This window comes from Streptomyces carpinensis (assembly GCF_002154505.1).
Lineage (GTDB): Bacteria > Actinomycetota > Actinomycetes > Streptomycetales > Streptomycetaceae > Streptomyces > Streptomyces carpinensis.
Map to the genome: position 1 here is coordinate 1 of NZ_MUBM01000319.1, position 21,479 is coordinate 21,479.

The following is a 21,479-nucleotide window of genomic DNA, read 5'->3' on the forward strand; positions in this document are numbered from 1 at the left end:
CGGGGCGATCGCCCCGATCTGCGTGACCAGCGCGGACAGGATCGGCCCGAGTTGCGCCGCGATCTGGGCGACCGCCCCGAAGACGTTGCCGATCGCCTCCTGGCCCTTCGCCGAGTTGACGAACTGGGCGAACGACTTGGTGATCTGCTGGATGTTGGCGAGGACCCCGCCGCCGGCTCCGCTGGCGGCCTGCCAGACGCCGAACAGGATGCTGCCGACGTTCTGCAGGATCCCGCCGAGCTGCGCGAACACCGTGACCGCGTTGTCGACCCACCGGACAGCCTGCCCGCCCTGCGCGATCTGCTGGAGCCACGTCCCGAACCGCTGCCCCAGGTTGGAGATGGCGCCGCCCAGCTGAGGCCCGAACCGCTCCGCGATCACAGCCGCGACCTGGAGCAAGCCGGCCGTCAGCTTGTTCGTGGTCTGCGCCAAGCCCGACACGGCGGACGTCGTCCCGGTCAGGATCGAGGAGACGTTCGCGACGCCCTGAGCACCCTGCACGTACCCCAGCGCGCCGCGCGCCGCCGAACCCCACGCCCGAGCGATCGACGTGAGGCCCGTCTTCAGCGGCCCTTGCAGCGCCTTCGCCGTCGCGGTGATCTGCCCCTCGAACTGGACGAAGAACCCGTCCTGCACCGAGTTGCGCAGCGACTCGAACGCGGGCTTCAGCGCCCTGACTTCCCGGGCAGCGGCCTGCGCCTTCGGTGACAGGTTCTCCAGGGACTTCTCGAACGCCTTGGAATCCCCCGTCAGCGCGGCCTCGAAGGCGTCCCCCACGCCGGCCAGCGCCAGCTTCAACGCGCCCAGCGCGGCCTGGAAGCCGGCGATCGCCGCCGGAAACGCGGCCATGATGCCCGCCGCCGGGGCGAGCGCGGCAACGAACTTCCCCACACCGGCCGCAGCACCCGCCGCGGCGATGCCCATCGCGCCGAACTTCAGACCCTTCGCGAGGACGCCGCCGACCTTGGTAGCCACACCACCGAGCCCCGACAGAGCCCGAGTCAGCCGGTTCGCATCGACGTTGACGTTCGCATTGACCCGGACGTCCGGCGCGTTGTGCGTGCGGATACGGCGGTCGAAGTCGTCCAGGTCGGGCACGACACGGATCGGGATCTCAACGTCCGCGAGGAGCGCACGCAGCCGCTCCACGAACCCCGTGACGTCCGGCGCCACCGGGATGTCGAGCGAGTCGATCGACCGGAGCCCGTTCAGCAGCAGCGCGTCGAATCGGCGCAAGTCCGGCTCGACCCGGGCCGTGACCGCCTGAGCGTTCAGCCCGCGCTGAATTTGCCTGCGGAGCTGTTCTCCGATGCGCCGCGTCGCGTTCAGCAGCGCCCGCTGAATCTGCGCGCCAGTCCGGCGGGCCTCGGCGTCCGAATTGCCGCCGTCGAGCGACACGGTAATGTGCGCCGATCCGAAATCGACGTCCTCGCCGGCCATGGGCAACCTCACGCGTACGCAGGGGTTGCCCGGCCCAGAACCAGCGGCGATCTCAGACTAGCCGGTTCCACCCGTCCCGAGCTGGGAGTCCATCGCCCCCCACTGCGCCATCAAGGCCTGCGCGTCCGCCAGCGTCATCGCCGTCCGCTGCGGCTGCTGGGGCTGCTGCTCCTGGCGGGGCTGCTGAGACGAGGACGTGCGAGCACGGCGGGGCCGGCGCAGCGCCTTCGGCGGCGCGTACAGGCGTGCCTCGATCCGCTTCCGTTCGGCGTCGTCCTCGGCGGAGTTGTACATCGCCTGCTCCGCCGCGTTGATCAGCGTGCGGAGCGTCCAGCGGTGGATGTCGATCCCTTGGAGCGCGAGCTGCCCTTCGAAGGCGTCCCAGCCCTCCGCGACGCTCGCGAGGATCCGCTGGACGGTGTAGTAGGGCGGTCCTCCGTGCCACCCCCGTACAGCTCGGTCGTCCACTCCAGCAGCTCCATCAGCACCCGGTCCGGCAGCCGCAGGCTCTTGTCCTCGATACGGACAGCGCCAGTCAGCTCGCCGGCGTGCTCGTCGGCCTCAGCCCGGGTGCGGAAGTGCGCGACGGTCTTACCGCCCTTGATGACCTCGAACCGCAGGAACCGCTCGGCCGACTCCGGGACCATGAGGCTGGCGAGGAACTCGCGCATCGCCCCGTACACGCTGCGCAGCACGGCCGGGTCCATCTTCGTCAGGTCGTTCTCGTCGCCGAGCGCCTTCTGCGCCTCACTGACCTTGCTGTAGCCATCCAAAAACTGGTCCCCGAGGACCTCCGGGATGAATTCCAGCTTGCCCAGCTCGCCGAGGTTCGCGACGTGGTTCTCGGTACGGACTGCGAAATCGCGTGTTGCCACGGGTGTGCCCTTGTCTCCCGCGCGGTCGCCCGGCCCAAAACCAGCGGCGTGCCGGGCAAGGGTAGCCGTGCGCGAGTTCGGGGTGCAGCGAACCACTACCGCAACCGCCCGGACCAATGCAAGATCACCCTATGGACCTGCAAGGTGTCGGAGCTGTAGCCGCTGCCGCCGTCGCCGCCCTCGCGGTGCCCGCCGCACTCGTTACTGGCCGGTGGTCGACGCGCGGCGCGCTCGCTCAGGCTGAAGCCACCTACAAAGCCGCTCTCGAAGCATCGCAAAGCAGTGACAAGCAGTGGCGAAGGAGTGTGCAACGGGACAGTTACAGCGCATTCCTTCTGACGTCGACACAGCTCCACACCAAGGCCGAGCGTCTGATGACCCTTAGGCCCATCAACTCAGATACTTTGACAACGACGTTCGATGAAATCGGCCGTCTGCGAGACGACCTGGAAGCCAAGCTGGTAGTGGTTGAACTCGAAGGCCCTGACTCGGTGGTCGAGGCGGCCCGTAACCTAACCTCGGCGGTTAAGCGCTTCACCAGCAGTCGTCAGGAATACATGTCAATCGTTCATGCTGAACACAAGTTGAGGACACTCATAAGGGATAACACATCCTCACCGAGCGCATTACCTGCGCTGCAAAGCGCCCTCGACAGCCTGCGAGGAACCATCCACACCTGCCGATGGGAAGGACCCGCACCCTTCCTGATCGGGTCCCTCGGAAACCCACTACCCGACGAAGTAGCGACGGCATATGAGCAGGCAGTACTTGCCTTTTCGCGACTTCCTGGCGGTACGTTCACCGGATACGAGGAACAGTATCTACTTCAAGGCACCTTCAAGTTTCAGAGCAATCCTGCCGAGGAGACGCGCGAGTACACCCGATCGAAGCACGCGTTCATCCACGCAACGCGCACAGCTCTCGGGTGATCGCCCGACCCAAAACCAGAGGCGTGCCGGGCAAGGGTAGCGGCAGCACACCACGCGGCGCCGACCTCCCACTCGGTACGCCATCTGGCCCAGTGGCGAGCCTGGGCCGATGGTCGCAGAATGAAGTCGTCAGGTGACGCTCCGCACCGAAGGCGCTGGCCACCCTCGGAGCGATTCTCGGAAGGTGCTTCCTCAAGGAGGTCCTAATGAGTCCAATGACGTTCCACGCACCGCGGGTCAAAGCCGCCCTGACCTTCGCCTCGGCAGGGCTCCTGTCCACCACCCTCATCCAAGTCACCGCCGCCCCACCGGCGAGCGCCGATGGGCCTCCGACCGCAGAGGGCTGCACGCTCTGGCTCAGGTATGCCGATATGCCGGTCATACCCCATTCCGCCTTTTCCGACTTGGCCACGCTCTGCCTCATACAGGCCGAACGCGCCAAGGCCGGGAAGGCTCCGATCCCCCGCCCGCAGGAGTTGCTTCACCCCAACCCGCTAGGCGTAGCGGCAGAGCGTCAGGTCGAGGCCGCTGTCAACCAGAAATGGTGGACGCCATCAAACCCGGATTGGCACACCAACCCGGTCAGCAAGTCCACCCCCGAAAGTCGCGCTAAGGATGCGGGGTACTGCCCCGGCGGCTCCCCTCAAATCGCAGAAATCGTGTACAACGGATGGAACGGTGGGGGCACTCCGCGAGCGGCCGTCAAATGGTGGATGGGCAGCCCCACGCACCACGACATCATCCTCGGTATCGGCCATTCGTGGAACAACTTCGCCGCTGCAACAAACCCAGACGTCGCTGACCCGGCTGGGAAGGACGGTAGCGGTAAGGGAGCCTTCGTTGTGGTCTTCGGCCAATGCTGAGAGCGCCCTCATGTCTCAGAGGCCGCGATCACCGGCTGGCCGCGTCGGCCACGCACCGCACGACCTTCGCCCAACGCAGCCGGACAGGTAGAACCGCTACCGCCCCAACCGCAGGGCGCGGCCCAGGAAGTTGTTCGCCCTCGTCCCCGGGTGACGGACGATCGTGGAGTACACCACCCGGCCGTCGACCTCAAAGCGGAGGACCTTCGCCCGGCGCGGCCGGATGATGTGCGGCCGCGTCCCGTTCAGCACGTAGAGGGTGGCCGGGTGATCGCAGGTGATGATGCCCTGCAGACTGCGGGGGCCCTCCTCGATGTGCCAGTCGATGTAGTCCGGCATGCTGCCGGGCGCCAGCGAGCGGGCGATGTCCGCGACCCTGCTCGTACGCTCCCGCAGCCGGCGCTCGACGACCCCGCCGCGCAACCGCAACAGCCGGGCGATCCGGCCCGGGTCGACACGCACCTCGACGCTCACGACTCGCCTCCAGCGGTACAGCCGCAGAACGGCAGGGACACGGTCAGGCGCTGCTCAATGCCGACGCAGGATGCGGGCCGCCGCCGCCTGCTCCTCGCAGGAGGGCGGGCAGCCGCCCTCGTTGTACGTCGGCGCGCACCGCAGCAGCGTGATCACGTAGTCAGCGGCCTGCCGTACGGGCAGGCAATTCCGGCTGCCGATGACATCCTTCGTCTCCGTGGGAAACGCGCTCCTCAGGTTTGCCTCGCAGTCGCGTACCCCGCTCCCTGGAGGAAGCTGAAACCGTCAAGGAACCCGTTCTCATACACCTTTGGGAAAAACCAACAACATAGCCCCGAAGGGGCTACCGGTGTTGTCCGGCCAGGGTGTCAACCAGCGGTCGAGCTAACCTCTCTGCCCCCGGGCAGCACCACCAGCCGAAGTCAGCCATGGTTCAACGGAAACACGCCAACCCCAGCAGACTGCTGGACATCAGCCCGTTCGCGTGCAACAACTTCTCTTCCTTCTATACCCGTTCACGTCAGTCCATGGGAGAACGTATGCCCGGGCATCCCCCTCACCCACCTGGGTTCCCTCCTGGCCAGCAAGGCAGCGGTCAGCCCCCTCCAACGCCCACGCCGCCCGGCAGCGGCCAAGGTGGGCAGTCGGGGTCACCTGCCGGACCTACGTACGGACCTCAGCCAGGGAACCCCCACGTTTGGGTGACGCCTCCCGATCCCGATCGGTATCCACGAGAATCCAACGACATCGCGCGGGCGAGCGCAGAGGAGCAGAAGCGGAGCAACCGCAAGGGCCTTTGGCTCGGCATTGCGACTCTCGCCGTAACAGCAGCTGTGGGCATCCCGGCTGGCTGCGATGCCTATCGAGGGTGGAAGGACGACGCCGAGCAGAAACAGTTCGAGGCAGGGGCTCCGATCCAAATTTCCGCAGGCGAGTCCTACTACGGCCCAGGTTGGTGGGCCACAGACGAGGACCTGGGGGACCAAAACGAAGGCAAACCCTTCGACATGTCCTCTACTGCCACAAATACGCCTTCATGGGGGTGGCTCTGGAGTCACTGGACTCCTCTCAACGCGACTGGAACTGCGGTCAACGTTTTGAGCAAACATAAGCACACCGTCCTCGTGCAAGGAGTTGACATCACTCACCTCAAGTGCACAGAGGCGACTACTCGCACACTTTTCCGCAATCCGACCATCGGAGATGGTGGAACGTTGGAACAACCCGCCAAGTATGCGCTAAACATAGAAGCGGCTCGCCCGGTCCCACGTCAACTCACAACGGACAACCGGCCCGGCGACCCGAAAAGCATGAACATCACCCTAGACCAGGGCGACCAGAGAGAAGTCGTAATTCAGTTTTTTGCAGCCGCTAGATCCTGCACCTTTCAAGCCGCTCTGATCGTTTCATCGGAGGGGAAGAGGTATAAGCAGCAGCTCCCAGCCACATGGGATGGCGAAAAGCCGGAAAGCTATACCTTCCACGTCACAGCCCCACCTGCCGACTTCAAGTACAAAACACTATACGTAGCCACCAGTGGCCTGAACCCTGTAATTGAGCGCGTGACACCATCGGATATCACTTGGGACAAATTCAATCGGCCTGCATATGTTGGGCCGCAGTAGAGAAAGAAGCATCCACACCACGTGATCCCGCCGTGGAGCCCGCCTGCCGCAACGCCCGCAGTAAGGGGGAAACCAGCAGCGTGACACTCACCGGCCCTCACACTACCGACCGAGACGCAGGGCTTCGCCAAGGAAGTTGTTCGCATGCGTGCCGGGGTGCCATACGATCTTCGAGTACACGACCTGGCCGTCGGCCTCGAAGCGGAGCGCCTTCGCCCGGCGCGGGCGAATGATGTGCGGCCGCGTCCCGTTCAGCACGTAGAGAGTGGCCGGGTGGTCGCAGGTGATGACGCCCTGCAGGCTGCGCGGCCCCTCCTCAATGTGCCAGTCGATGTAGTCCGGCATGGTGCCGGGCGCCAGCGAGCGGGCGATGTCCGCAACCCTGCTGGTCCGCTCTCGCAGTCGGCGTTCCACGATGCCGCCGCGCAGCCGCAGCAGCCGCGCGATCCGGCCCGGGTCGATGCGTACCTCGACGCTCACGACTCGCCTCCAGCAGTGCAGCCGCAGAACGGCAGAGCCACGGTGAGGCGCTGCTCGATGCCGACGCACTGCCCCTCGGGGCCGAGCGTGCGCAGCGCGCCCATCAAGAACTGGTGGCCGCGCCGGACGTCGCTGGTCTGCGGGAAGCAGCACATCACCGCATTCGTCACAGCGACGGCGTCCACGTGCAGGATGCGGGCCGCCGCCGCCTGCTCCTCACACGAGGGCGGGCAGCCACCCTCGTTGTACGTCGGCGCGCAGCGCAACAACGTGATCACGTAGTCGGCGGCCTGCCGCACGGGCAGGCAATTCCGGCTGCCGATGACGTCCTTCGTCTCCGTCGGGAACGCCGACGTCGGGTAGATCCGGTCCAGGTTGACCGTGAGCTGGCCCGGCGTCTGCGCGCCCGAGCAGTCGCCCGTGCAGTTGTCCCACGCAGGCCTGCCCGGCACCACGCACGACGTACAATCAGGACAGCCTGGCTGTCCTTCGATGATGGCCGCCGCCCGGTCCAACTCTGCGCATACGCACCCCAAGAGGGCTTCAGCCACATTCTGAACCGCGAGGTAATCGAGCGCCATGTCAGCGACCCCTAGTGAGTGCGTGACCCCTGGCTGCGTCAAGCCGCCCAAGACCAAGCGTCTGGGCCTGTGTTCCGCCTGCGAGGCATGGACCAAGCGACATGGAGGCGCCGACCCCAGTGCCCGGCCAGGCCTCACAGAGCGCCCGACGATCTGCGTCGTCGAACCATGCACCAACCGGGTGCGAGTCAAGAGCCGTGGCTGGTGCCAGGCCTGCTACGAGTGGTGGCGCCAAGGCAAGGGCGACCCCGCTGAGCGTTTCAATGACGGAGCGCCAGAGCGCACGTGCGCGGCCGACGGATGCACCCGCGCGTTCCGCAGCGACACCCACGAGTGGTGCCAACCGTGCCGCCGCTGGTCCGCCCGTCACGGCGGAGCCGACCCCAGCACGCGCCCCAGGGCGACCCCAGTGGAAGGCGGTTGCACCGGCGAGGAGGGCGGAGAGCGATGTGCGAAGCCCGTGTACAGCCCTCGGCATGGGTGGTGCCGCATGCACCACACCCGGTGGAAACGGCATGGCCACCCGGCCGTCAAGCGCGAGAACCCGAACATCAACACGCTCGCCAAGATCGTGACCCAGGCACTGGCCATCACTCCGAACGCGAACGGCTGCCGCATCAACACAGGCGTGTGGGGTGGCGACAAAGACGGATACCCGGTCGTCAGCCTCAGCGGCCGACGTCGGCGGGTCACGCACCTCGTGCTTGAGGACCTGCTCGGTCGACCGTTGGAGCCCGGCGAGCAGGCCAACCACCATTGCGACACGCCGCCGTGCGTCGAGCGCACGCACCTGTTCGCGGGCACGCATGAAGACAACATGGCCGACATGATCGCTAAGGGACGAAAGCCCGTGGGCGAGGTCGTCGCGACGGCCGAACTGGAAGCCGACCAGGTGCGGCTGATCCGCGACGAGTACGCCAGGGGCGCGGCTACCCAGGCAGATCTGGCCGAGCGCTACGGCGTCAGCCAGACCCACGTATCGCGCATCGTCCGCCGTGTCTCCTGGGCGCACCTGCTCTGAGGTCACGGCCACGTCGTCACCCTCGGACGCTTGAAGTCTGGTGAGTAGACACGGGACGGCGAGGTGAGCCGGTACGGGTTCACAACGCTCAGCCACAGGTCTACGAGCGGCAGACCGGTCCGTCCCTCTTTGTAGATGAGCGTCGGGTCGCCGAAGTCCATTTCCACGCCCTGGCGGATGAATCGGGTTGCGCCGCGTTGCGTGGCCTTGCAGCCGCACGAGCCGCTGCCGCAGCCCTTCATCAGGTGACAGGTCAACTCGCTCACGGCCGCCACGGCGGCCTCGTCGACCGGCAGCCCCCACCGGTACGTCACGCTGAACGTGTTGGGCTGGCCGGGCGCCGCGCTCATGTCTTGGCAGTCTGGCCAGCACTCGCCGTCGGTACGCACCAGCCGGCCGGGCGCGTCCACTCGGTATGCGGTGGCGGGGAGGACCTGGCCGTCGATGTTCACCTCGGTCACGTCGTACACCGGGGTCTCCAGCCAGACTTCGCACAGCTCCCCGCAGGAGCAGTCCGACTTGCAGCCGCACACCGAGGCGTTGCGCCACAGCCCGTCTGAGCCGATGTACGGGATCCACGGGCCGGTGCCGATACCGGCCTGGAAGCTCACCGGGGAGGACTCCAGACAGGCCCGCTTGCAAGGTCTCACAACGACGGGGCACGGGCCGATGCGTCGCCCCGACAAGGCCCACAAGATCTGTGACGCGATGAGCGTCCAGCGCTCGATCTCCTCCGGTTCCTTGCCTTCGGTCTCGCAGCACAGCTCTGTCGGCCAGGCCATGCACGGGCCTGTCTGGAGTGGCATCACGGCCTCCCTGTCTCGTAGCCGCACGGCGACGGGAAGCGGGCGCGGATCATCCGGCCGACCTCGCCGTTGGTGAACGAGTCCGGCATGGTCGACAGGAACGGCGTCGACCGGTCGAAGCGCGGCCCGCGGTGCATGACCTTCACGTCGCGGATCTGCTCCCCGCCGATCTGGGCGAGGTTCCCGTACAACGACCGCTTGTGCAGCGCCTCCACGCCCTGGCCGGCGTCCAGCGCGCGCAGCATCCCGGCCTTTCGGACGGGCAGCGGGACGTGCAGCTCATACGACAGCGGGTCCTGGTGCCCGAGGTCGGCGAGGAGCTGGCGGGTGGCGCGCATCCCCCGCAGGTAGGCGCCCGACGCGCGGGCCGCGTAGTACTGCTCGACCTCCCGGACGGGGCCGCGGTGCAGCATCGGCATGCGGTCGAGCGGCTCCATCAGGAACATGTCGTCGTTCGCCCACAGGAACGGGTCGCTGATCTCCGGGTGTTGGCAGGCGTGCCGCATCGCCAGCGTCGTGTTCTGGAACTTCGTCCCGCCCGCCTGCTGGGTCGGGATGTGCTCCACCCCGCCCACCCACGGCGGCCGGTAGCCGATGATCCAGACACGCCGATGCGGGAGGTGGGCCTCCCAGGAGCGCAGGGCGTACCTGAGCTGCTGGTTGACCATGCCCTCCCGCACCGGCACGACGAGATCGGGGACCTCCACCGTCACGACGTCAGACAGAGGTCGCCCTGTACCGGCGTGTACGCACACGTGGGCTCGGGCGGCGCCACGTTGGTCAAGAACATCCTCTTGTGACAGTTGCTGCCGACCGGCGTGAGCATCGGGCCCGCCGTGCCGGCCGCGTCGATCGGCATGACGTCGTACGGGCCAACGCCCCAACCGCCGCCGGTCCGGGTGTTACCCGTCATCTGCAGCGTGACCGCCTCGCTGCCGATCTCCAGGTCGCCCAGGATGCCGTTCGACACCCACGGCAGCAGGAAGTACAGCCAGGCGCCGCCCGTGCCCTCGGCCTGGCAGACATCCTCACCGAGGACCTCCGCCCAGAACTCCAGCGCGAAGCCCGTCTTACAGGCGATGCTGCAGTCGTCGTAGCCGATCGGCTGGCCGTCGAACCCGTAGACGACCGGGTTGCCGGTGGTGATCTCCAGGAACTCGGGGCTGACGGAGAAGAAGTTGATCTCCACACCGAAGGAGTTCAGAGTTGTGCAGCCCTTGCGAAATCCGCAGACCTTACCGTTGGCGGCCTTGTACTGAAGGTCGTCTCCCTCGTCCGTGTCTGGCGAAAGGGAGATTGACGCCAGGCAATCGAAGGTGAATCCGTTGTCTTCGCCGCAGACGGGCCGACCGCACTGATCGACCCTAGTTACCCTGACCACATCGAGATTCGAAATCAGTGGACATGACATGGGCGTCAAACCTCCCTTGAAACAGGGAGCCCGGCCCACAACCAGCGGCTGTGACCAGCATAGCCAGCCACAGCCGCAGTTCCAGGTGCCTTACGCCGGGTCAGGCTGTAGCCATCCCCAGCGCTTGCCGACTCGGATCGCCGAGATGGTCGCCTTGCTCACGCCATAGCGCTCGGCAAGGACCACGCCAGGAACACCGGCGTTGAGGTCCCTCCGAATCTGCAGTACATGCTCGGCCTTCAGTACGGACTGGCCGTTGACCTCACCCCGGCTGCTACGTCCTGCTTCCACCATGTCCAGCATGTTGCGGTCGTGGTCACCGAGGTACAGGTGCCGGATGTTGATGCATCCTTCGGCACCCCGATGACAGGTGTGCAGCACGTGAGCCTCGCCCGGGTCGCCGTTGGCGAGGATCCACACCGCTCGGGAGGCGTTCATCTCGACGTCTCCGAGCCGGGCGCGCGGCCTTCCTCCCCTTCCGCCATCCATGAGGATGCATGAGTCCCCCGTAGCAGCTGCCGCCGCCTTCAGCTCCTCCAAGACCTGGCCGTTCGCCCTCACGATGGTGACGAGCGGGTCGCCGTACCTCTGCAAACGCGCAGCATGCTTGGAACACATCTTGTGCCGTCGTGCCGGTAGCCCGCACCTCTCACCTTTCTCCAACACCGTGCAGGTGGACCGGCCACTACCAGGGCCGATAGGAACGGGGCGACCGTCAGGGTCGGCGTCGCCATTGCGCCTGGACCAGTCTCGGCAGACGTTGCACCACCTCCATTTGAGAAGCGCGGTGCGGGGGCAGCGAGTTCCGTCGTCGAAAGTGACGGCGCACGGAGTGGTCGGTTTGGTTCGCTGCTGCCGGCCGTTGGGGTCTGCGCCCCCGTTGTTGTACGACCACTTCTTGCACTGGCGGCAGGTGCCGTCTGCGTACGCGCGCGGGCGCCCGCATGGTGTTCCGTCCGCGAAGAAGACGCGGCACTTGGTACCGTCGGTCAAGTCGACTCCTTACCAGTCGGCTAGCCCTCGGGATCTGGCGCCCACCGCCACCCCGAGGGCGAATTGCTTTCCACCTCACATTCTTCCAAATTTCGGACAACACTCGCGGGTGAATTCGCCCTTGCCGCACGGTTATTACAAGGCCGTGAATTACGCGCTGACCAATTCCTGAATCGCGTCGGCCCACAGCTTCAGTTCCTGGCGGGCCTGGTCGGCGAGGAAGGCACTCCGCGCGAACGCCGCCGCGGTGGCTGCGGCGCGGCGGTCGCCGTCGGCGGACAGTTCCTTGATCGCGGCAGCCCAGGCGGGGACGTCCGCGCGCTCGAGGAACGTCGCGGCGTCGCCGAGGGCTTCCTGCAGGCCGGGTGTCGGGTGGGCGATGACGGGGATGCCGGAGGCGAGGGCCTCCACGGCCGCCATGCCGTACGACTCGTAGATGCTCGGCGCGAGCAGCACGCCGGTGCGCGCCCAGACGTCGTCGCGCATGTTCGACGTCTGCGGGATGACCCGGGCGTTCGGCGGGACGGGGCAGGGGTGCTGCTGGCCGTGGGCGCCCGTGACGCCGAGGAATGGCAGCTCGCGGCACAGCTCGGCGGCCCCGCACCAGGTGTTGACGCCTTTCTCCCGGCTGAGGTTGACGAGGGTGACGTGGTGGCCGGTGGCCGGCGCGCGGTGCTCTTCGGGGATGACGGGCGGGTGCACGATCAGGCGCGGGATGCGGTCGACTTCGGCGTACCGCGGGGCCAGCGACCGGATGATCCACTCGGTGTTGTAGACGCACAGGTCGGGCTGGAGGTGGAATGCGCGGGCGTTCAGCTCGAAGTCGCTGTGGAGGACCAGCAGCGACTTGGAGCCGATGGCCTTGGCGAGGAGGATGGCGCGCTCGGCGAACCCGTGGTGGCTGACGATGGCCTTCGGCCGGATCGAGCGGAGGAGGGCTTCGGCGCTGGCCGGGGTGGCTTTGCGGTGCGGGACGCCGTCCACGTCCCAGGCCGCTGGTGCTTCGGGCATCTGGGAGACGACGACGAGGACCTGCAGGCCGGCGGTCTTCAGGGCCCGCATCATCGTCTGCAGCATGGTCTCCGACCCGGCGCGCCGGTAGGGCACCGAGTAGTGCACCCAGGCCACGGCGTCAGGCCGCGACGGCGGCAGGGGCGCCGCTGCAGGGCGTCTGCGCGGTGCCGCGGCGGGCCGGGGCTTGTGCAGGCTCTCGCAGGCCTCGGTGAAGGCCGCGAGGTTACCGTCGTAGTCCTGGCGGTCGGCGTGGGCGCGGGCGGTGTCGGCCGCTGCGGTGTACGCGGCCGGGTCGTCGAGGCGGCGGATCTCGGCAGCCCACCGGGCGGGGTCGTCGCGGGGCACGTAGACGGCGGCGTGGCCGAGGGCCTCGCGGATGCCGGGCAACGGGGCGGCGATGACAGGGATGCCGGACAGCATGGCTTCGACACCGACCCGCCCGTACGACTCCCGCGTGGACGGCATCAACAGCAGGCGGGTCCGCGCGTACAGCTGCCGCGGGTCCATCCGGTCGACCAGCTCGACGTTCGGCAGGCCCAGGAGCACCTGGTGGCCGGCTGCGCGGACGACGAGGAACCGGATGTCGGGCAGCTGCTCGGCGACGGCGGCCAGGACGTCGGCGCCTTTCGCCGCGGTGGAGCCGTTCAGGGTGACGAGCTGGCCGGGCGTGGTGCGGTACTGGTCGGGGTTGATCGGTGGCGGGGAGACGAGTGACGGGCCGCGGTAGGCCGGGTAGTGGGCGCGGCATGCCTCGGACGGGAACCAGGCGAGCGCGGGCCTTCCAAGCTGCAGGGTGGCGGACATGCCGTGGACGAGCAGGAGGTGCGGCACGCCGCGCACCTGGCCCAGGATTCCAGGTGCGCGGCGGTCGCCGTGGTGAGAGAGGACCAGCTCGGGCCGGACCGCTTGGACGGCCCGCCACCAGTAGCCGAGCGGCCACACCCTCACCCCGTCCTCGGTACGGACGGCGGACGCGCCCGGGGTGGTGGTGACGACGTCGACCTGGTGGCCGGCGGCGACCAGGCCGTGAACGTACTCGCGGGTGGTGACGTGGGCTCCGGTCGGCGGGGCGGAGCCGTACGTGGGGAGGAGGGCCAGGACGCGCACGCCGCCGCCTACTTGCCGTCGCTGGGCTGGCTGTCGTTCCCGCTGCCGGGCAGCTCGTCGATCGGGACCGTGCCGTTCGGGGTCGGCGGCACGTCACCGTCGGAGGCGATGAACGCGGCAGCCTCCTCGGCCACGGCCTGGCGGGCGGCGTCCTGCCGGGCCCGGTACTCCTCGACGGTGACCTCCTGCCAGCCCTCGGGGACGGCCGCCGTCGAGAACGGGCCGTCGGCGATCTCCATGGAGCCGTTCCCCTCCGGGGATACGAAGTAGCGCGTCACGGTAGGTCCTCCTGGTCAGTCGCGGGTCTGGGTGCTGAGCGTGGCGTCGCTGATCCAGCTGTTGATCGTGATCGAGCCCGCGATCACGTGGACGGCCGGGAACGCAACGATCTGCCAGGCCGTGGACGCCGGGATGCGGAACGAGGCATCGCTGACGCTGCCGGCGTACCGCTCCCGCCGCGCCGCGCCGAAGGCCGTGTAGACGCCCTCGATCGGCCGGGCGCCCACAGTCGTGCCGTTGATCTGGAGGATGTAGCCGATCTCGAACGTCGCCGTACTGTTCGCACTGATGTCGACCGAGGCGTGGCAGTGGACGTTGTAGCCCCAGGCCCGGCACATGTTGCCGAACGCGTTGGCCGGAATGCTCCACGCGACGTTGGCGACCGTGCCGCCGGGCGACAGCGACACCCAGCCGCTCGTCACGCCCTGCGTGACGGTCGAGGCCATGTGGTCGATGTAGAAGTGGTCGTCGATCGAGTAGTGCTCGGGCGGCGTCCACAGGAAGCCGGTGTTCGGGTCGCAGCGCAGCGTGGAGTTCTGCGCGGCGTCGCAGCTCCAGTGATCCGCCCACGCGTCCAGGCCGCGCGCCGGGCGGGCCGCCAGCGGCGTCGCGGTGGTGCCGTCACCCTGCAGGCCGCAGCCGACCTCCAGCGGCGGGTCTGGCGCTACGAACAGGCGGCCGTCCGCACCGAACCCGAGCTGGTTGCCCGTGTCGCTCGATGGGGCGACGAGCAGCCCGTCCCCTGTGGCCTCCAGGCCGTTCTGCTCCGGGGCCACGATCACGTCCGCCTCGACGACGTAGGGGTCGGCTGCGCTGCCGCTGCCGGTGATGGTCGTGTCGACGGTGCTCGTATCCTGCGACTGCAGGACCGTCGCGGTCGAGGCTGGGGCCGGGGTATAGATCCCGCCGTCCGTGCCGATACTCGTCTGGTTCCCGGCGTCGGTGGACACCTTGACGCCGATCTCGCCGGTCGCCGGGTCGTACGTGGCGCCATCGACGGCGGAGAAGCAGGTCCGGACGTCCGCGCACTCCACGAACAGGCCGTCCGGGCCGTCCTGCAGGAGGTTGCTCCCGCCCTGCGGCGGGGCCGGGTCCAGGATGACGTCCGTGCTGACGATGTAGGGATCGGCCGCGGTGCCCGTACCCGCGACTGTCGTGTTCGCGGTCTGGGTGTCCCCAGCCTGCACGACGGTCGGCGCCGAGCTGCTGGCCGGCGGCGCGTACAGACCGCCGTCCGTGCCGATGCTGACCTGGTTCCCGGCGTCCGTGGACACCTTCGCGCCGATCTCGCCCGTCGCCGGGTCGTAGGTGGCGCCATCGGTCGCGGAGATGCAGGTCCGGACGTCGGCGCACTCCACGAACAGGCCGTCCGGGCCCTCTTGCAGCAGGTTGGTGCCGCCACGGGGCGGGGACGGGTCGAGGATCACGCTGCCGGTGATCTCGTACGGGTCATCGGCTGTGCCGCTGCCGGTCAGGTCGAAGTCGACGGTCTCACTGTCGGTGACGGCCAGCGCGGTCGTGCCACCGCCTCCGGTAGCCGAGATGACGTACGGGTTGGCGGCGCTGCCGTTGCCGGTGACGGTCGTGCCCGTCCCGGCGGTCACGCGGCAGTTGCACGGGCTGACGCCGCAGCACTTGCTCATGGGCGCTCCTGGCTCAATGCGAGGGAGGAGGCGCCCGGCCCACAACCAGCGGCGTCGTAGTCGAGTCTAGGTTGCGACCAGCGGCGCTACGGGGCCACAGCGTGGGCGTGAACGGTGACCCCAGACGCGGGCGCGCCCACGGCCAACACGCCGAGGCCTAGAAGGGTCACACCGGCCGCCACCTGCACGTTGGCCGTGGTCGCTGCGGCGGTGTTGGCGCTTATCCGGGCGGAGCGGAACCCGTCGCCGGCCTGGACGGTGAGGGTGACGACGGGCGGCGCGGTGAACGCCCCCGGCGGCCAGGTGAAGGTGACGTTCCCGGAGCCATCCGTGACCCCGGTCGCGCGCTCCACACGCGGCCGGGGCGTCTCGTAGTTGCCTGCGGTGCTCATAGCTGCCCGGTTATGCCTGGCTCGTCCACAGCACCAGCCACGAGGCGGCCGGCGCGGTGCCGTCGATGCTGAGCGTGCTGGTCAGCTCGGAGTCGATGCCGTCCCCGTCCACGCTCCACGTGAGGGTGGCCCCGGCCGGGGCCGTGATGGTGCCCTCCGTGGTCGTCACGGTGACGGAGCCGCCGAGGACCATGAGCGTCACGGACTGCGTGCCCGCGTTGGCCGCCAGGGACCAGTCTGTGTTCTGCACGCCGTGCACGGCGACGGGGCGCTGCGGTACCGGGGGCTGCTCGCAGCGGCCCACCGTGCCCGCCGCGGTGTACGGGGTGGTGCCGTCGAGCTGCGTGTCCACGGGCACCACGGCGCCCGAGACGTCCACGGTGTAGCGGCGAAGGAACGCGGTCACGTTCCCCGCGCCGTCGTCATCGCACAGGATCTCGAACTCACGGTCCGGGGCCGCGGTCGAGACGCTGCCGCTGGTTCCTGCCACGGGGGCCTCCTAGTCCGAGATCTTCTTGAAGCGGAAGTTCTGCGCCCACATGGCCTCGTCGGTCGTGGTCCCGCTGTCCACGTGCTTCAGGCCCTCGACCCGGATCGTTGCCGGACCCGCCACCCGGTAGAGCGCTGCCGCCGAGGCGGTGGCCTGGATGGTGTGCGTGACGCCATCGGAGGGCGTAGCGGAGAGGAAGAGCACGGTTCGCACGGTGAGCGGGACCACGGCGCCGGCGGTGACGTCGAAGAGCCGGGTTTGCATGTACGCGTTGTTCACGCTGCCGACCATGATCTGGCCCGCCTGGACGTCGGCGACCACCTCGTAGACGCCCGCCTCGGGGAGAACCAACTGCGCCCCGGTGACGGCCCTCCACGTGTCGTAGGCGGCCGTTCTCATGCCTACGGCTCCGGAGGTCTGCCCGCTCACCGGGGAGCGGGTGAGGGATGCGTCCGTGCCCGCCATCAGCCCGCCGCCGTCGTCTTGTAAGTCCAGTTCACCAGGTAGGAGGCGGCGGCGCTCGCCCCGGCGAACGTGGCCAGCGACAGTGACGAGTCGTCGGTGTCCGTGACGGACCACGTCAGCGTCGCCCCGGCCGGGACTGGCTGCGCGGCGCCGTTCGTCATGGTCACGTTGACGACGTCGGCCAGGACGCTGAGGCTCACCGACTGCAGGCCCGGGAACTCCGTCTTGAGGGCCTGCGCCGTAGTGCCCGTGACGCGGCGGATACCGGTCTGCACGGGCTGGTCGGCCTGCTGGGTGCTGCCGCAGGACCGGACCGGGCCCACGGGCGCGTACGCCGACCCGTTGAGGTCGGTGTCCGTGGTGAGGACCTGGTCCCCGACGTAGGAGACGTGGCGCAGGAAGGTCCCGTTGTCGTCGCACAGGGCGACCGGGTCCGGGCTGCTCCCGCAGGCGACCAGCGCCGAGGACGGCGGCAGCTCCTCCTGACGGGCCCCGTCCTCGTCCAGGTAGTACGCCGAGCCGTCGCAGCACACCATCCGCGTCCAGGACCGCACGCCGAGGCCGGGCACGTCGTAGGTGACGATGAAGTGCGCCATGACGCCGGCCCCGTTGCTGGGGCTGTCGACAACGGTTTCGTCCACCTCGAAGTACAGGGTGTTCGTGCCCGGCTGCGCTCCCGGGAGGGTGCCCGGACCGAAGGTGTACGCCGCCCCCTGGTAGGACCCGCCCGTCATGGTCTGCCAGGCACCGTTGTTGAGGCGGAACCGCTTGGCGACCTGGTCGGCGTTGAGAACGGTGATCTGTACGCGGATCGAGGCCGGGTCAGCCGCCGCAGGGAGGCTGAAGGAGGCTCGTGCCCACCACGGCTGCGGGGAGGCGACGCTCCCGCTCAGGGTCGGGCCCTCACCGGGCAGGCCGGTGTTCGCCGTCCGCGCATTGGGGTGCGGGGAGACCCATCCCGCCTTGCGGGTCGGCGCGGTGTCCGTGGCCGACCAGGCCGGGCCGAACTGCGTGCGGTACATGTTGTACCAGGTGGCGTTGGCGGCCGGCCCGTTCGCGTCGCCGGTCGGCGTCCACGTCCACACCGTGTCCACGGTGTTGTCGTAGACCTTGGCCTCATTCGAGACGAACTCGATCGTCTCCGTGGCCGTCGCGGCGATGCATACCTGTACCGGCTGGCAGCAGCCCGGGCCCGGGCAGGTGATGCAGGGGCCGACCGCACCGACCGGGGTGTACGGCGTGACGCCGTCCGGTTCGTAGTCCGCCGTAGACGTGACCGCCCCGGTGCAGTCCCGGCAGACCGTGCGAAGGAACGACTTGCCGCAGCCCGCGGCCGTCGGGAGGGCCGTCGTGGAGTAGGTGAAGGCGCTGAGCTGCCACGAGTTGTGGACGTTCCCGCAGGAGGAGTTGTTCTGCCCCGTGTCCGCCCCGAAGCGGATGTAGATGTCCCCGGCGAGGAGCGCAGACACCGGTACGGCAGCACTGACGGTCAGGGTGTCGGTGAAGCCGACCGGGGTGTTGTTGGGCATGCCATCGCCGGCGACGATGCTGGTTCCGTTGAACAGGTTGAGTCCGCCGGTCGCCCCACAGGTGATGTCCGGGCCCAGTGCCTCAACGTCGATGGAGGCGGTGACGGTGACGGTGCCGGTCTCATCCACGCAGTCTGGACAGTCCGCGACCACACGCCATGCCACGCTGCGGACGACGGTCCCATTGAAGGCGGCGGTGTCCGGGCCGGTGACGGCCGTACCACCGTCCATCAGCGTCCTTGCGGTCGCCGCCGGGGCGTCCACCTGGCCCCCCGCCGCGAAGAACTCGAGCACCGAGGCGATTTCGAGGCTGGTCGTGGACGCTCCACTCGGGTCGGAGTCGCACAGCTCGATCGTTTCGCATTGGCGGCAGTCCGGGTCGCAGGTGCCGATAGTGCCGACCGGGGTGTACGGGGCGCCGTCGAGGCCGTAGTCGCTGTGGCCAACGATGGCGCCGTTCTCATCGCGGGCGTAGTCCCGCACGAACGCGGTCACGGTGCCGTCCGCGGAGGTGTCGCAGAGCTGGACAACGTCCCGCTCCGGCTGCTCCACCCCGGCCGGGCAGACGGTGACGGTGCCGGCCGGGGTGTACGTGCCGCCAGTGACCGCATCCACCAGGCGGACAGCGGAGACCGCGCCGTCCTCGCCGTAGGTGTACTCCACGAGGACCAGACCGACGACCTCACCGGCGGCGTCCACGTCACAGAACGTGCCCGACACGGTGATGGTGCGCGCGTCACCACACGCCACGGTCCCGGCGGGCGGAGCACCCGCTGAGTAGGCGCCAGTCGTGAGGTTCAACCATCCCTCGGACGTGACGGCGCCGGTGCAGTCCCGGACGACCGTCACAGCAATGGGACTGCCGTCAGCGAGGCACAGGCCGACCGTGGCGGTGGGCGTGGTCGGGGACTCGCAGTCCGGCGAGGCGGCCGGCAGGCACGCCTGGAGCGTGCCGACCGGGGTGTACGGGGCGCCGGTGACCGGATCCACGGTGCGCGTGCCCACCCGCTCGCCGCTGCTCGCGTCGTAGATCGCTTCCACCAGGGCGACGCCGGCGAGCGTGCCGTCCGGGAGCACATCGCAGAGGAGGGTCCCCTCCGTGTCCACACGGGGCGTGGCCGCGGCCCCGGAGACGATCACGGGCCCCTGCCCGCAGCATCCGCTCACAACGTGACTCCTCTGTCTCAGAGACAAGGAGCCCGGCCCACAACCAGCAGCGCCGCCACAAGATTACCGTCCGGAGCTGGAACCACACGGTGCGTGACGCCGTTATTTCACGACGAAGGCCGCAGGTGCGGGAACACCGGCGGCCCTCTGACCGAACACCTTGAGCAAGCAAGGAGAACGGCTGTGGCCGAGACTACGGCACCCCCTGCCCGCAGGCCCAGGCGGCGACAAAGCCCCGCCGAGGTGTGGGCGCGTCTACAAGCTCTTGCGGAGCAAAGCGGCTGGACCATCACAGGCGAGTACGCCGGCGCGAAGAAGCCCATCGCGATGATCTGCGAGAACGGCCACCCCTGCGCACCTCGGCCGGGCGATCTTCTGTCTCGTGGACGGGGTCCTTGCCAGACCTGCGCGGGCCGAGATCGGGCAGTAGCCGAGGAACAGCTTCGCGCCCTCGCTGCTCAACGCGGCTGGAAGATCACCGGGCGATACGTCAACCGGCATACCCGGATCTCGATGGTTTGCTCTGAGGGGCACGAATGCGAGCCAACGCCGCACCATCTCATGAAGGGTGGCGGCCCCTGCAAGATCTGCGTAGGCCGAGACCCGGCATCTTCTGAACAGCGGCTTCGTGACTTGGCAAAGCGACGCGGGTGGACCATCAGCGGCGCGTACGTCAACAACAGAACCCCGATTGCGATGGTGTGCGAGAACGGCCATCACTGCGCGCCGAGGCCCGGGTGGCTGCTCGCCGGTGGCGGACCCTGCCGGGTCTGCACAGGAAAGGATCCACGGCAGGCAGAGGCGCGGTTCCGCCGGATCGCAGCACAACGCGGTTGGACAATCACCGGGGAGTACGTCAACACCGCGACCCCCGTTGCGGTGATGTGCGAGAACGGCCACCGCTGCACACCCCGGCCCGGGGACACTCTGAGCGGCCACGGCTGCCCCGTGTGCGCGGGAAACTCACCAGATGCGGCAGAGGCCCGCCTTAGGGCTCTGGCAGATGAGCGAGGCTGGACCATCGTGGGTGAGTACGTCAGCACCTCGACCCCAATCGAGATGACGTGCGAAGAAGGCCACCCGTGCACGCCCCGGCCCAGCGGACTGCTGGCAGGGCAGGGCCCGTGCCAGACCTGCGCCGGTACCGATTCAAAGCTCGTACGGGTCCGCTTGCGGGATCTGGCACTCGACCGTGGTTGGACCGTCGTAGGCGAGTACGTCAACCGCCATACGCCGATCGCAATGATCTGCGAGAACGGCCACCTCTGTATGCCTCGGCCCGCGCATCTCCTCGCAGGGCGCAAGGGTTGCTTGGCCTGCTCAGGGCTCGACCCGAAGGCCGCCGAGGCAACCCTTCGAGCGATCGCTGCTGACCGAGGCTGGACAGTCACCGGAGAGTACGTCAATGGCCATACGCCCATCAAAATGATCTGCGAGAACGGCCACCACTGTGCGCCTCGGCCCTCTTCGCTGCTGAATGGCCAAGGACCGTGCACGAAGTGCAAGGGCAAGTACTGGGATGCCCTCTACGTCGTCCGCGACGGAGACCACGGGGTGGTGAAGTTTGGGATCACATCTGGTGACCCTCGACCTCGGCTCCGGAAGCATGAGCGGGACGGTCTTGCCGAGACAGTGCGGCTTCACACAGGACTTCCCGACGGCGTCGCCCGGGGACTGGAACTGAACATCCTTGCAGCACTGCTCGACGCCGGGGAAAGGCCGATCCGCGGCCAGGAGTACTTTCCCGACCACACCCTGGCCCTCATCCTCGACCTGGTCGACAACCATCCAGCCATCCGCCCTCAGAGCGTGGTGATCCCGGCCCCGCGCAGGGGACAGCTGCCCCTTTGGTAGAAGCACGGCCCGCCGCCTGCTAGTTGGCGGCGGGCCGACTC

Annotated in this window: 22 protein-coding genes; 5 read left to right on the forward strand and 17 right to left on the reverse strand. The window is 68.3% G+C overall.

Annotated features, from left to right (window positions below; translation table 11 throughout):
* The 3 genes from BZY54_RS35700 to BZY54_RS35710 all read right to left on the reverse strand — a co-directional run.
* Positions 1 to 1,440, reverse strand: a 1,440-nt coding sequence (locus BZY54_RS35700) for a phage tail family protein (protein ID WP_483025155.1), incomplete at its 3' end; no start/stop codon positions are given.
* Positions 1,441 to 1,497: 57 nt separating this feature from the next.
* Positions 1,498 to 1,734 carry a hypothetical protein gene (locus tag BZY54_RS35705; RefSeq protein ID WP_244217504.1) on the reverse strand — a complete coding sequence of 79 codons (237 nt, stop codon included), beginning with the start codon at positions 1,732 to 1,734 and terminating at the stop codon, positions 1,498 to 1,500.
* A 20-nt stretch (positions 1,735 to 1,754) separates the two neighbouring features.
* Positions 1,755 to 2,315, reverse strand: coding sequence for a hypothetical protein (locus tag BZY54_RS35710; protein WP_086729463.1), 561 nt, complete (start codon positions 2,313 to 2,315; stop codon positions 1,755 to 1,757).
* 131 nt (positions 2,316 to 2,446) lie between these two features.
* Here BZY54_RS35710 and BZY54_RS50480 point away from each other — a divergent pair, with 131 nt between their 5' ends.
* On the forward strand, positions 2,447 to 3,244 hold the full coding sequence (locus tag BZY54_RS50480; protein WP_143668189.1) for a hypothetical protein: 798 nt from the start codon (positions 2,447 to 2,449) through the stop codon (positions 3,242 to 3,244).
* A gap of 206 nt (positions 3,245 to 3,450) precedes the next feature.
* A complete protein-coding gene (locus BZY54_RS50485; RefSeq protein ID WP_143668190.1) occupies positions 3,451 to 4,107 on the forward strand; it encodes a CAP domain-containing protein in 657 nt (218 codons plus the stop codon).
* Positions 4,108 to 4,203: 96 nt separating this feature from the next.
* Here BZY54_RS50485 and BZY54_RS35715 read toward each other — a convergent pair whose 3' ends face one another.
* A complete protein-coding gene (locus tag BZY54_RS35715; protein ID WP_086729464.1) occupies positions 4,204 to 4,581 on the reverse strand; it encodes a hypothetical protein in 378 nt (125 codons plus the stop codon).
* 701 nt (positions 4,582 to 5,282) lie between these two features.
* On the opposite strand from BZY54_RS35715, the gene BZY54_RS50490 reads away from it, so the two are divergent.
* A complete protein-coding gene (locus BZY54_RS50490) occupies positions 5,283 to 6,206 on the forward strand; it encodes a hypothetical protein (RefSeq protein WP_143668191.1) in 924 nt (307 codons plus the stop codon).
* A 102-nt stretch (positions 6,207 to 6,308) separates the two neighbouring features.
* On the opposite strand, the gene BZY54_RS35720 is transcribed toward BZY54_RS50490, so the two are convergent.
* Both BZY54_RS35720 and BZY54_RS35725 read right to left on the reverse strand, forming a co-directional pair.
* Positions 6,309 to 6,686, reverse strand: coding sequence for a hypothetical protein (locus BZY54_RS35720; RefSeq protein ID WP_086729465.1), 378 nt, complete (start codon positions 6,684 to 6,686; stop codon positions 6,309 to 6,311).
* Positions 6,683 to 7,267, reverse strand: coding sequence for a hypothetical protein (locus tag BZY54_RS35725; protein WP_086729485.1), 585 nt, complete (start codon positions 7,265 to 7,267; stop codon positions 6,683 to 6,685). Before BZY54_RS35725 ends, BZY54_RS35720 begins: the two co-directional genes overlap by 4 nt.
* 490 nt (positions 7,268 to 7,757) lie before the next feature.
* On the opposite strand from BZY54_RS35725, the gene BZY54_RS35730 reads away from it, so the two are divergent.
* On the forward strand, positions 7,758 to 8,288 hold the full coding sequence (locus BZY54_RS35730; RefSeq protein WP_086729466.1) for a helix-turn-helix domain-containing protein: 531 nt from the start codon (positions 7,758 to 7,760) through the stop codon (positions 8,286 to 8,288).
* Between the two features lie 2 nt (positions 8,289 to 8,290).
* Here BZY54_RS35730 and BZY54_RS35735 read toward each other — a convergent pair whose 3' ends face one another.
* The 11 genes from BZY54_RS35735 to BZY54_RS51180 all read right to left on the reverse strand — a co-directional run bounded on the left by BZY54_RS35735 (position 8,291) and on the right by BZY54_RS51180 (position 19,584).
* Positions 8,291 to 9,094, reverse strand: coding sequence for a hypothetical protein (locus BZY54_RS35735; RefSeq protein ID WP_086729467.1), 804 nt, complete (start codon positions 9,092 to 9,094; stop codon positions 8,291 to 8,293).
* Positions 9,094 to 9,807 carry a hypothetical protein gene (locus tag BZY54_RS35740; RefSeq protein ID WP_244217505.1) on the reverse strand — a complete coding sequence of 238 codons (714 nt, stop codon included), beginning with the start codon at positions 9,805 to 9,807 and terminating at the stop codon, positions 9,094 to 9,096. The genes BZY54_RS35735 and BZY54_RS35740 overlap by 1 nt, the downstream gene beginning before the upstream one ends.
* Positions 9,804 to 10,505 (reverse strand): hypothetical protein, encoded by a 702-nt coding sequence (locus BZY54_RS35745; protein ID WP_086729468.1) that lies wholly within the window; start codon positions 10,503 to 10,505, stop codon positions 9,804 to 9,806. The genes BZY54_RS35740 and BZY54_RS35745 overlap by 4 nt, the downstream gene beginning before the upstream one ends.
* Before the next feature lie 90 nt (positions 10,506 to 10,595).
* Positions 10,596 to 10,943, reverse strand: a complete 348-nt coding sequence (locus tag BZY54_RS35750) for a helix-turn-helix domain-containing protein (protein WP_086729469.1) — start codon at positions 10,941 to 10,943, stop codon at positions 10,596 to 10,598.
* A gap of 705 nt (positions 10,944 to 11,648) precedes the next feature.
* Positions 11,649 to 13,619 carry a glycosyltransferase family 4 protein gene (locus tag BZY54_RS35755; protein ID WP_086729470.1) on the reverse strand — a complete coding sequence of 657 codons (1,971 nt, stop codon included), beginning with the start codon at positions 13,617 to 13,619 and terminating at the stop codon, positions 11,649 to 11,651.
* 8 nt (positions 13,620 to 13,627) lie between these two features.
* The gene (locus BZY54_RS35760) at positions 13,628 to 13,897 is read right to left on the reverse strand and encodes a hypothetical protein (protein WP_086729471.1); all 270 of its coding nucleotides are present in this window, start codon (positions 13,895 to 13,897) and stop codon (positions 13,628 to 13,630) included.
* A gap of 15 nt (positions 13,898 to 13,912) precedes the next feature.
* The gene (locus BZY54_RS35765; protein ID WP_086729472.1) at positions 13,913 to 15,541 is read right to left on the reverse strand and encodes a hypothetical protein; all 1,629 of its coding nucleotides are present in this window, start codon (positions 15,539 to 15,541) and stop codon (positions 13,913 to 13,915) included.
* Between the two features lie 86 nt (positions 15,542 to 15,627).
* Positions 15,628 to 15,933, reverse strand: coding sequence for a hypothetical protein (locus tag BZY54_RS35770; RefSeq protein ID WP_086729473.1), 306 nt, complete (start codon positions 15,931 to 15,933; stop codon positions 15,628 to 15,630).
* A 10-nt stretch (positions 15,934 to 15,943) separates the two neighbouring features.
* Positions 15,944 to 16,423 (reverse strand): hypothetical protein, encoded by a 480-nt coding sequence (locus tag BZY54_RS35775; protein ID WP_086729474.1) that lies wholly within the window; start codon positions 16,421 to 16,423, stop codon positions 15,944 to 15,946.
* A gap of 9 nt (positions 16,424 to 16,432) precedes the next feature.
* Positions 16,433 to 16,822: a hypothetical protein gene (locus BZY54_RS35780; RefSeq protein WP_143668192.1), complete on the reverse strand. Its 390-nt coding sequence runs from the start codon at positions 16,820 to 16,822 to the stop codon at positions 16,433 to 16,435.
* Positions 16,823 to 16,887: 65 nt separating this feature from the next.
* Positions 16,888 to 19,584: a hypothetical protein gene (locus BZY54_RS51180; protein ID WP_158103967.1), complete on the reverse strand. Its 2,697-nt coding sequence runs from the start codon at positions 19,582 to 19,584 to the stop codon at positions 16,888 to 16,890.
* 1,632 nt (positions 19,585 to 21,216) lie between these two features.
* Between BZY54_RS51180 and BZY54_RS35790 the strand changes: the two genes are divergently transcribed.
* Entirely contained in the window at positions 21,217 to 21,438 is a 222-nt protein-coding gene (locus BZY54_RS35790; RefSeq protein WP_086729477.1) for a hypothetical protein, read from the forward strand.
* Positions 21,439 to 21,479 lie beyond the last annotated feature (41 nt).

Bases quoted from the DNA above. Each gene is read 5' to 3' on its own strand.
- BZY54_RS35705 (WP_244217504.1), bottom strand. From the start codon at position 1,734: ATGTACAACTCCGCCGAGGACGACGCCGAACGGAAGCGGATCGAGGCA.
- BZY54_RS50480 (WP_143668189.1), top strand. From the start codon at position 2,447: ATGGACCTGCAAGGTGTCGGAGCTGTAGCCGCTGCCGCCGTCGCCGCC.
- BZY54_RS50485 (WP_143668190.1), top strand. From the start codon at position 3,451: ATGAGTCCAATGACGTTCCACGCACCGCGGGTCAAAGCCGCCCTGACC.
- BZY54_RS35725 (WP_086729485.1), bottom strand. From the start codon at position 7,267: ATGGCGCTCGATTACCTCGCGGTTCAGAATGTGGCTGAAGCCCTCTTG.
- BZY54_RS35730 (WP_086729466.1), top strand. From the start codon at position 7,758: ATGCACCACACCCGGTGGAAACGGCATGGCCACCCGGCCGTCAAGCGC.
- BZY54_RS35735 (WP_086729467.1), bottom strand. From the start codon at position 9,094: ATGCCACTCCAGACAGGCCCGTGCATGGCCTGGCCGACAGAGCTGTGC.
- BZY54_RS35745 (WP_086729468.1), bottom strand. From the start codon at position 10,505: ATGTCATGTCCACTGATTTCGAATCTCGATGTGGTCAGGGTAACTAGG.
- BZY54_RS35750 (WP_086729469.1), bottom strand. From the start codon at position 10,943: ATGAACGCCTCCCGAGCGGTGTGGATCCTCGCCAACGGCGACCCGGGC.
- BZY54_RS35765 (WP_086729472.1), bottom strand. From the start codon at position 15,541: ATGAGCAAGTGCTGCGGCGTCAGCCCGTGCAACTGCCGCGTGACCGCC.
- BZY54_RS35770 (WP_086729473.1), bottom strand. From the start codon at position 15,933: ATGAGCACCGCAGGCAACTACGAGACGCCCCGGCCGCGTGTGGAGCGC.
- BZY54_RS35780 (WP_143668192.1), bottom strand. From the start codon at position 16,822: ATGAGAACGGCCGCCTACGACACGTGGAGGGCCGTCACCGGGGCGCAG.